Genomic DNA, 257 nt, shown 5'->3' on the forward strand with positions numbered 1-257 from the left:
GCACTGGCCACCGGCAATCCGGACAAGGTGGCCGATCTGTACGCGCCGGACGGCGTGTTGCTGCCGACCGTCTCCAACGAGGTCCGCGCCTCGCGCGAACAGATCGAAAAGTACTTCGAGATGTTCCTGACCAAGAAGCCGCAGGGCGTCGTCAACTACCGCACCGTACGCGTGCTCGATGACGACAGCGCGGTGGATGCCGGCGTCTACACCTTCACGCTGACCGACAAGGACGGCAGCAAGACCAATGTGCAGGC

1 protein-coding gene is annotated in these 257 nt (G+C 63.4%); it reads left to right on the plus strand.

Features of this window, described 5'->3' with window-relative positions:
• Positions 1 to 257, plus strand: a 257-nt coding sequence (locus XarbCFBP7408_RS22210; protein ID WP_146093851.1) for an SgcJ/EcaC family oxidoreductase, incomplete at both ends; no start/stop codon positions are given.

The organism is Xanthomonas arboricola pv. guizotiae, assembly GCF_002940205.1.
Taxonomy (GTDB): Bacteria; Pseudomonadota; Gammaproteobacteria; order Xanthomonadales; family Xanthomonadaceae; genus Xanthomonas; species Xanthomonas arboricola_C.